Source organism: Williamsia sp. (assembly GCF_016462415.1).
Classification (GTDB): Bacteria; Actinomycetota; Actinomycetes; order Mycobacteriales; family Mycobacteriaceae; genus Williamsia_A.
Genome location: NZ_JAEMTF010000081.1, coordinates 13716 through 20069, shown reverse-complemented (window position 1 = coordinate 20069; position 6354 = coordinate 13716). Strand labels below are relative to the sequence as shown.

Genomic DNA, 6354 nt, shown 5'->3' with positions numbered 1-6354 from the left:
GGCCCCGTCGTACCAGCGGCCCGCACCGGCCGCACCGCCCCCGCCGCCCGCTGCGGCGCCGGCTCCGAGCGCGTCGTCGTGGCCCACGGCATCGACCGGTGAGGTCAGCCTGAGCAAGGACCGTCCGGTCAGCCTCACCAAGGGGCAGCAGGTGTCGCTGAAGAAGGACGGCGGTGTCGCACTGACCCGCATCACCATGGGTCTGGGCTGGGACCCGGTCGTGACCAAGAAGCGCGGCCTGTTCGGCGGTGGCGGCGGCTCGAACATCGATCTCGACGCCTCGGCCATGATGTTCGCGGGCAAGCAGCTCGCCGACCTCGCGTACTACGGCCAGCTGAAGAGCAAGGACGGGTCCATCCACCACGAGGGCGACAACCTCACCGGTGAGGGTGACGGCGACGACGAGGTCATCAACGTCGACCTGACCCGCATCCCGCCGAACATCACGCAGGTGCTGTTCATCGTGACCTCGTATCAGGGCCAGACGTTCGAACAGGTCGACAACGCCTTCTGTCGACTCATCGATCAGACCAACCGGACCGAACTCGCCCGGTACACACTCGCCGGCGGCATGCCGTTCACCGGGATCGTGATGGCGAAGGTGTTCCGTGAGGGGTCCGGGTGGAAACTGCAGGCCATGGGCGAGGGCATGGCCGCCCGCCACCCCGGCGAGGCCGCCAAGCAGGTCGACCGCTTCCTGTAGTCCCCGCCGACGCCGATCAGCGCAGCCGGTCGGCGTCGGCCGCCTGCTCGAGCAGTCTCCGACACAGACCGGTCAGCTCGTCGTGCGAGGCCTTCTCCGCCACCGCGGTGGCCACGTCCTCGGCCGCGCACCGCAGCTCGAACAGCCGGTCCACCAGTTGCTCCGCCTCGGCGGTGCTCAGGATGACGGCGTCCGCAGGGACCGCGGTCCCACTGACCTGTGAGCGTTGCTCATAGGCGCGTTGACGGCAGGCCTGCTTGCAGTACTTGCGGCGTCGACCGGTCTCGGAATCGACCATCGGGCGCCCGCACCACGCGCACGCATACGGCCGGCGGCGGCGTGCGGTATCCATCGTCGCAGGTTACCGCCGTCGTTCGGCAGCCGACATGACCGGGCCGCGAACGCGGGATGACCGCATCGCGTGACACGAGTAGCATGGACATGTTCTGGCTCGACAACGATCGGCAGCGCATGCCCTGATGAGGGAATCCGCCGGTCCCCGCCCCGCGCGCTCCGATGTGCGGGCGGGTACGACGAGCACACAGCAGAGAGGACACACCCATGGCAGATCGTGTACTACGAGGAAGCCGTCTCGGCGCAGTCAGCTACGAGACCGATCGTGACCACGACCTCGCCCCGCGGCGGATCGTGCAGTACCGGACCGACAACGGCGAGCTCTTCGACGTCCCCTTCGCCGACGACGCCGAGATCCCGTCGAAGTGGCCGTGCAAGAACGGTATGGAGGGCACCATCCTCGAGGGTGCCGAGCCCGACGAGAAGAAGGTCAAGCCCCCGCGTACCCACTGGGACATGCTGCTGGAACGCCGTAGCGAGTCCGAGCTCGAGGACCTGCTGACCGAACGCCTCGACCTGCTGAAGCAGAAGCGTCGCGGAGTCAGCACCTAGATCCGGTACCAACCCCGAGGGGTCGGCACCGCGTGCATCGGATCATCGATGCACGCGGTGCCTTTTTTCGTGCCCTCAGCGTTTGCGGAGTCCGAGCCGGTCGAGCCGGTGACGCATGCCCCACTCTGCGACCTTGAAAAAGGCCTCACCGATCACGTCGCCGCTCATCTTCGACTCACCGATCTGGCGTTCGGTGAACGTGATCGGGACCTCGGAGACGACGAACCCGGCCTGGACGGAACGCCATGCGAGATCGATCTGGAAGCAGTAGCCGTGTGAGTCGATCGATCCGAGATCGATCTTCTCGAGAACTGCGCGACGGTAGGCCCGGTATCCGGCGGTGATGTCGCGGATCTTCACGCCCAGGGCCAGCCGTGAATAGGTGTTCGCGCCCTGGGACAGGTACTTGCGCCGTTTGGGCCAGTTCACCAGGGACCCGCCGGCGACGTACCGCGATCCGATGACCAGATCGGATCCGGCGTTGATCCCGTCGAGGAGTCGATGGAGCTGCTCGGGGGCATGGGAGCCGTCGGCATCCATCTCGACCAGCACGGCGTAGTCGCGCTCCAGGCCCCATCCGAAGCCGGCGATGTAGGCGCCGCCGAGTCCGCTCTTCTCGGCGCGGTGCATGACGTGGATGCGGTCGTCGGCGGCGGCGAGCTCGTCGGCGAGCTCGCCGGTGCCGTCAGGACTGCCGTCGTCGACGACCAGGACGTGCGCGGCGCCCAGGGCGGCGTGCAGGCGATTGATGATGAGCGGCAGGTTCTCGCGCTCGTCGTAGGTGGGGATGATGACGAGGGTGCCCTCGCCGGCGGGTCCCACCGGCTGCGACGGGTCGCCGTCGGACCTGCCGAAGGCCTCAGGTCTCCGCGGTGCCATCGGTCTCCTTCGACTGGGTGGGCTCGTCTGGTGCGTTCTCAGATGTCGTCGGCGTGTCACGCAAACGTCGATCAAACCTAATACGTGGGGCGAGCGCGACCAAAAAACCGATCAGCGTGAGGATGATCGCGACGATCTGAGGGATCGCGCCCACCCGTGTGGCCGGTGTCTGGGTGGTGTGCAGTGGGATGCGCTCGACGAGCATGCCGGGCTCGAAGAACCCGGTCCTGGAGGCCAGGCTGCCGTCGGGAGCCACGATCGCGCTGATGCCGCTGGTCGCGGCGACCGCGACGCTGCGGCCGTGTTCGACCGCCCGGACCTGGGACATCGCCAGCTGCTGGTAGGTCATCTCGGTTCGACCGAAGGTGGCGTTGTTGGTGGGCACGTAGATCATCTGCGCGCCGTCGCGCACGGCTGCCCGCGCCGACCGATCGAAGGCGACCTCCCAGCACGTCGACACCCCCACCGCCACGGTGCCGTCGTCGGCTGTGGGGACCTGCAGCACGCTGCTGCCGGTGCCGGCGCGGAAGTTGCCCGCCTGGTCGGCGTACGAGGAGAACTTGCGGAAGAACGACCGCCACGGAAGATACTCGCCGAACGGTTGGACGATGTGTTTGTCGTAACGCCCGATGGGGCCGTTCGATTCGTCCCACACCAGAACGGTGTTGGTGGGGCGGCCGTCGGGGTTCCCGACGAGGGTGCCGACCAGGATGGGCGCACCGACGGCGCGTGAGGCGGCCGTGATCTCCTCGGACGCGTCGGAGTTCGCGAGCGGGTCGATGTCGGAGGCGTTCTCGGGCCACAGCACGACGTCGGGCCGGGGTTGGCGTCCGGCGCGGATCTCGTCGGCGAGCCGGAACGTCTCCCGGACGTGGTTGTCGAGCACCGCGCGCCGTTGGGCGTTGAAATCCAGTCCCAGCCGGGGGACGTTGCCCTGGATCGCCGCGATCGTGATGCTGGTCCCGGGGCGGTCGCCGATCTCGGTGGCGGCGTCGACCGACGGCCACATCGCCGCGGCGCAGATCGGCGCGATCAGGACCAGCGCGAGGGCGCCGGCGATCGCCGCGACGGGTCGGTGCGTTCGGGGCGAGCGTGCTGCGCTGATCACCAGCAGGACCAGGCCGGCGATCGCTGCGCCGGTCAGCGCGACCGCGAACGAGAGGGTCGGCACGCCGCCGAGCGCGGCCACCGAGATCAACGGACTGTTCACCTGCCCGAAAGCGGCTGCACCCCAGGGAAATCCGCCGAACGGGAACGACGATCGCGCCCACTCGACGGTGACCCACGAGAGGGCGAACCACAGTGGCGCCACCGGCAGTCGCATGGTCGCGGTGGCGATCATCCCGAACAACACCAGGTAGATCGACAGTGCGATCGACAGCGCCACCCAGGGCAGCGGGCCCACGTAGACCCCGATCCACGGCAGGAGCGGCAACCAGAACGCGAGCCCGTAGACCAGGCCACACCAGGCGCCGACCTCTAGTGACGGACGACCCACCCCGAGTGCCCCGGCGAGCAACGCCAGGGACACGACGCCGAGAAACCACAGGCTGCGCGGCGGGAACGAACCCCACATCGCGACACCGCCCAGTACCGACACGACCGTGCGCGCCGCCACATGGCTGCGCGTCAGCTCGCGGACGGACGGGAGTCGGCTCACGCGGACGGCCGGGAGTAGATGACGTCGCCGCCGCGAACCGTGCGCAGGCAGGTCGGCAGCGCGACACCCGGTGTCACATCGGGGAGCGCCGGGACCCGCGCGCGCGGGTCGGTGGACCACCGCTGTACGCGGTCGGACGAGCCTGCGGTGACCAGGGAGTCGGCCCGCCAGATGGCGAAGTCGGCGGGTGCGCCCGGGCTCAGCGTGCCCAGCGCGCTGTCGACGACCCCCGAGGCGCGCCACCCTCCGCGGGTGCACGCAGCGAACGCGGCGCGGGGCGACACGGCGCTGTCGGTGTTGTGGTGGTGGACCGCGGCGCGGATCTGTTGCCAGGGATCGATCGAGGTGACCGGCGCGTCCGAGCTGAACGCCAGGGTGACCCCGGCCCGCGCCAGCGCGGCAAAGTTGTTCAGCGACGTGCCGCGGCCGGGACCGAGGCGCTGTTCGTACAACTGGCCCGGGCCGCCCCACAGGGCGTCGAAGACCGGCTGCATGCTGGCGGTGATGCCGGCACCGGCCAACACCTCCGCCGCCGCGGCGTCGACCATCTCGGCGTGCTCGATGCGGTGCCCACAGCGGGCCACCGCGGCGCTGCCGAATTCGTCCACGAGGGCCGTGAACGCACGCACGACGCATTCGGTGGCCCCGTCGCCGATCAGGTGGAACCCCGCCTGGATGCCCGCCTCGGTGCACGCCCGCAGGTGCGCGAGAACCGCGTCGAAGTCGAGGTAGGTGACGCCGGTGTTCTCCGGGTCGTCGGAGTAGGGGCGGCACAGCCACGCGGTGTGCGAACCGATCGCACCGTCGATGAACAGATCACCGGCGAGGCCGTCGGCCCCGGTCGCGGCGATGAGGTTGCGGGCGTCGTCGGCGGTCGCCGCGGCCTGCCCCCAGTAGCGCCGGACCCCCACGGGGTGATCCAGGTCGGCGATCGAGGCGAAGTCGTTGAGGCCACTGATGTCGGGGCCGCCGTTCTCGTGCACCGACACCACCCCGTGGGCGGCGGCCTCGTCGAGCGCACGGATCTGAGCCCGCTTGCGCTGCGCCGAGCTCAGCAGGCCACGGGCGGCCCCGCGGACGAGGTGGTGGGCCTCGGCGGTGAGCGGCTGCTGGGGGTCGAACCCGTGCGCGTCGGCGGCGTGTCCGGCGATCACCCGGAGCGCCGAGGACGCCACGGCGGAGTGCTCGTCGATGCGGGCCAGGTACACCGGGCGGTCGCCGACGATGGCGTCGACCTCGTCGGTGGTCGGGCTGCCGTGGTCGGCCCACGCGGAGTCGTCCCACCCCAGCCCCCAGATGAGGTCGCCCCGCGGAACGTCGGCGGCATGTCGGCGCAGCCGGGCGAGGCAGTCCTCGCGGCTCGTCGCGTCGGACAGGTCCAGCCCGTCGAGCGACAGTCCCGTCGATGTCAGGTGGACGTGCGAGTCGACGAAGGCCGGCGCGACGAACGCGCCGTCGAGGTCCTCGACCTGGGCGGTGGGATGCAGTGCATGTCCGACGTGATCGGAACCGACCCAGGCGACCACGCCGTCGGTGACCGCGATGGCGGTGGAATCGGGCGTGGTCGACGAGTAGACGTGACCGCCGACGAAGAGTTGGGTTCCCACGACGGATCAGTCTGCCTTGTCGGTGCGCCGACACCGTCGGCGGAGTCGGCGCGGCGCAGGCCGTCGGACCGTGTTCAGTTGATCGAACGCCAACCGGGAGCGGGGGTGGGCCCGCCCGGTTCGACGACCTCGCCGTCGACCACCGTGACCGGACGACCGGCGCGCGAGAAGGCGTTCATGCGTGCGACCACGCGACGGGTACCCATCGCGGCCACGAGGGGACGTGCTGCGGCGCGGATCGGACTGAGCATCAACAAGATTCCCAGCAGGGTGGTGACGAGGCCCGGGATGAACAGCAGCAGGGTCGAGGCGGCGAGCAGAGCGCTGTCGGTCAGCGGACGGGTGGTGTCGCCGGTTCCCTCGGCTGCGGTACGCAGTTCAGCGAACACCGTGGCGCCGCGCCTGCGCAGCATCACGAAGCCCACGACGACCGCGAGGAAGGTGGCCAGCAGCGTCCACCAGAACCCGATGCCGTAGACCAGACCGATGAACGCCCCGATCTCGACGAGCGGGTAAGCGGCGAATATCAGCAGTTTCATGGCCATCAGTCCTTGTCGGTCTCGTTGCGTTCACGGGGTCAACGAACGAGGTGCCCGATT

Annotated in this window: 7 protein-coding genes; 2 read left to right on the top strand and 5 right to left on the bottom strand. The window is 69.6% G+C overall.

The window, feature by feature from the left end:
- Nucleotides 1-703 (top strand): TerD family protein (locus JHC79_RS17265; protein WP_296393051.1); only part of this gene is annotated, 703 nt, incomplete at its 5' end.
- 16 nt (nucleotides 704-719) lie between these two features.
- On the opposite strand, the gene JHC79_RS17260 is transcribed toward JHC79_RS17265, so the two are convergent.
- Nucleotides 720-1055, bottom strand: coding sequence for a hypothetical protein (locus JHC79_RS17260; protein WP_296393049.1), 336 nt, complete (start codon nucleotides 1053-1055; stop codon nucleotides 720-722).
- Nucleotides 1056-1264: 209 nt separating this feature from the next.
- Between JHC79_RS17260 and JHC79_RS17255 the strand changes: the two genes are divergently transcribed.
- On the top strand, nucleotides 1265-1609 hold the full coding sequence (locus JHC79_RS17255) for an RNA polymerase-binding protein RbpA (RefSeq protein WP_188492762.1): 345 nt from the start codon (nucleotides 1265-1267) through the stop codon (nucleotides 1607-1609).
- A gap of 75 nt (nucleotides 1610-1684) precedes the next feature.
- Here JHC79_RS17255 and JHC79_RS17250 read toward each other — a convergent pair whose 3' ends face one another.
- From JHC79_RS17250 to JHC79_RS17235, 4 genes are all read right to left on the bottom strand, one after another.
- The gene (locus JHC79_RS17250; protein ID WP_296393046.1) at nucleotides 1685-2488 is read right to left on the bottom strand and encodes a polyprenol monophosphomannose synthase; all 804 of its coding nucleotides are present in this window, start codon (nucleotides 2486-2488) and stop codon (nucleotides 1685-1687) included.
- Nucleotides 2469-4064 (bottom strand): apolipoprotein N-acyltransferase, encoded by a 1596-nt coding sequence (gene lnt, locus JHC79_RS17245; protein WP_296393056.1) that lies wholly within the window; start codon nucleotides 4062-4064, stop codon nucleotides 2469-2471. Before lnt ends, JHC79_RS17250 begins: the two co-directional genes overlap by 20 nt.
- Before the next feature lie 80 nt (nucleotides 4065-4144).
- Complete coding sequence (locus JHC79_RS17240) at nucleotides 4145-5755, bottom strand: amidohydrolase (RefSeq protein WP_296393044.1); 1611 nt, start codon at nucleotides 5753-5755, stop codon at nucleotides 4145-4147.
- Between the two features lie 74 nt (nucleotides 5756-5829).
- Entirely contained in the window at nucleotides 5830-6294 is a 465-nt protein-coding gene (locus JHC79_RS17235) for an FxsA family protein (RefSeq protein ID WP_296393041.1), read from the bottom strand.
- Between the last annotated feature and the right edge of the window lie 60 nt (nucleotides 6295-6354).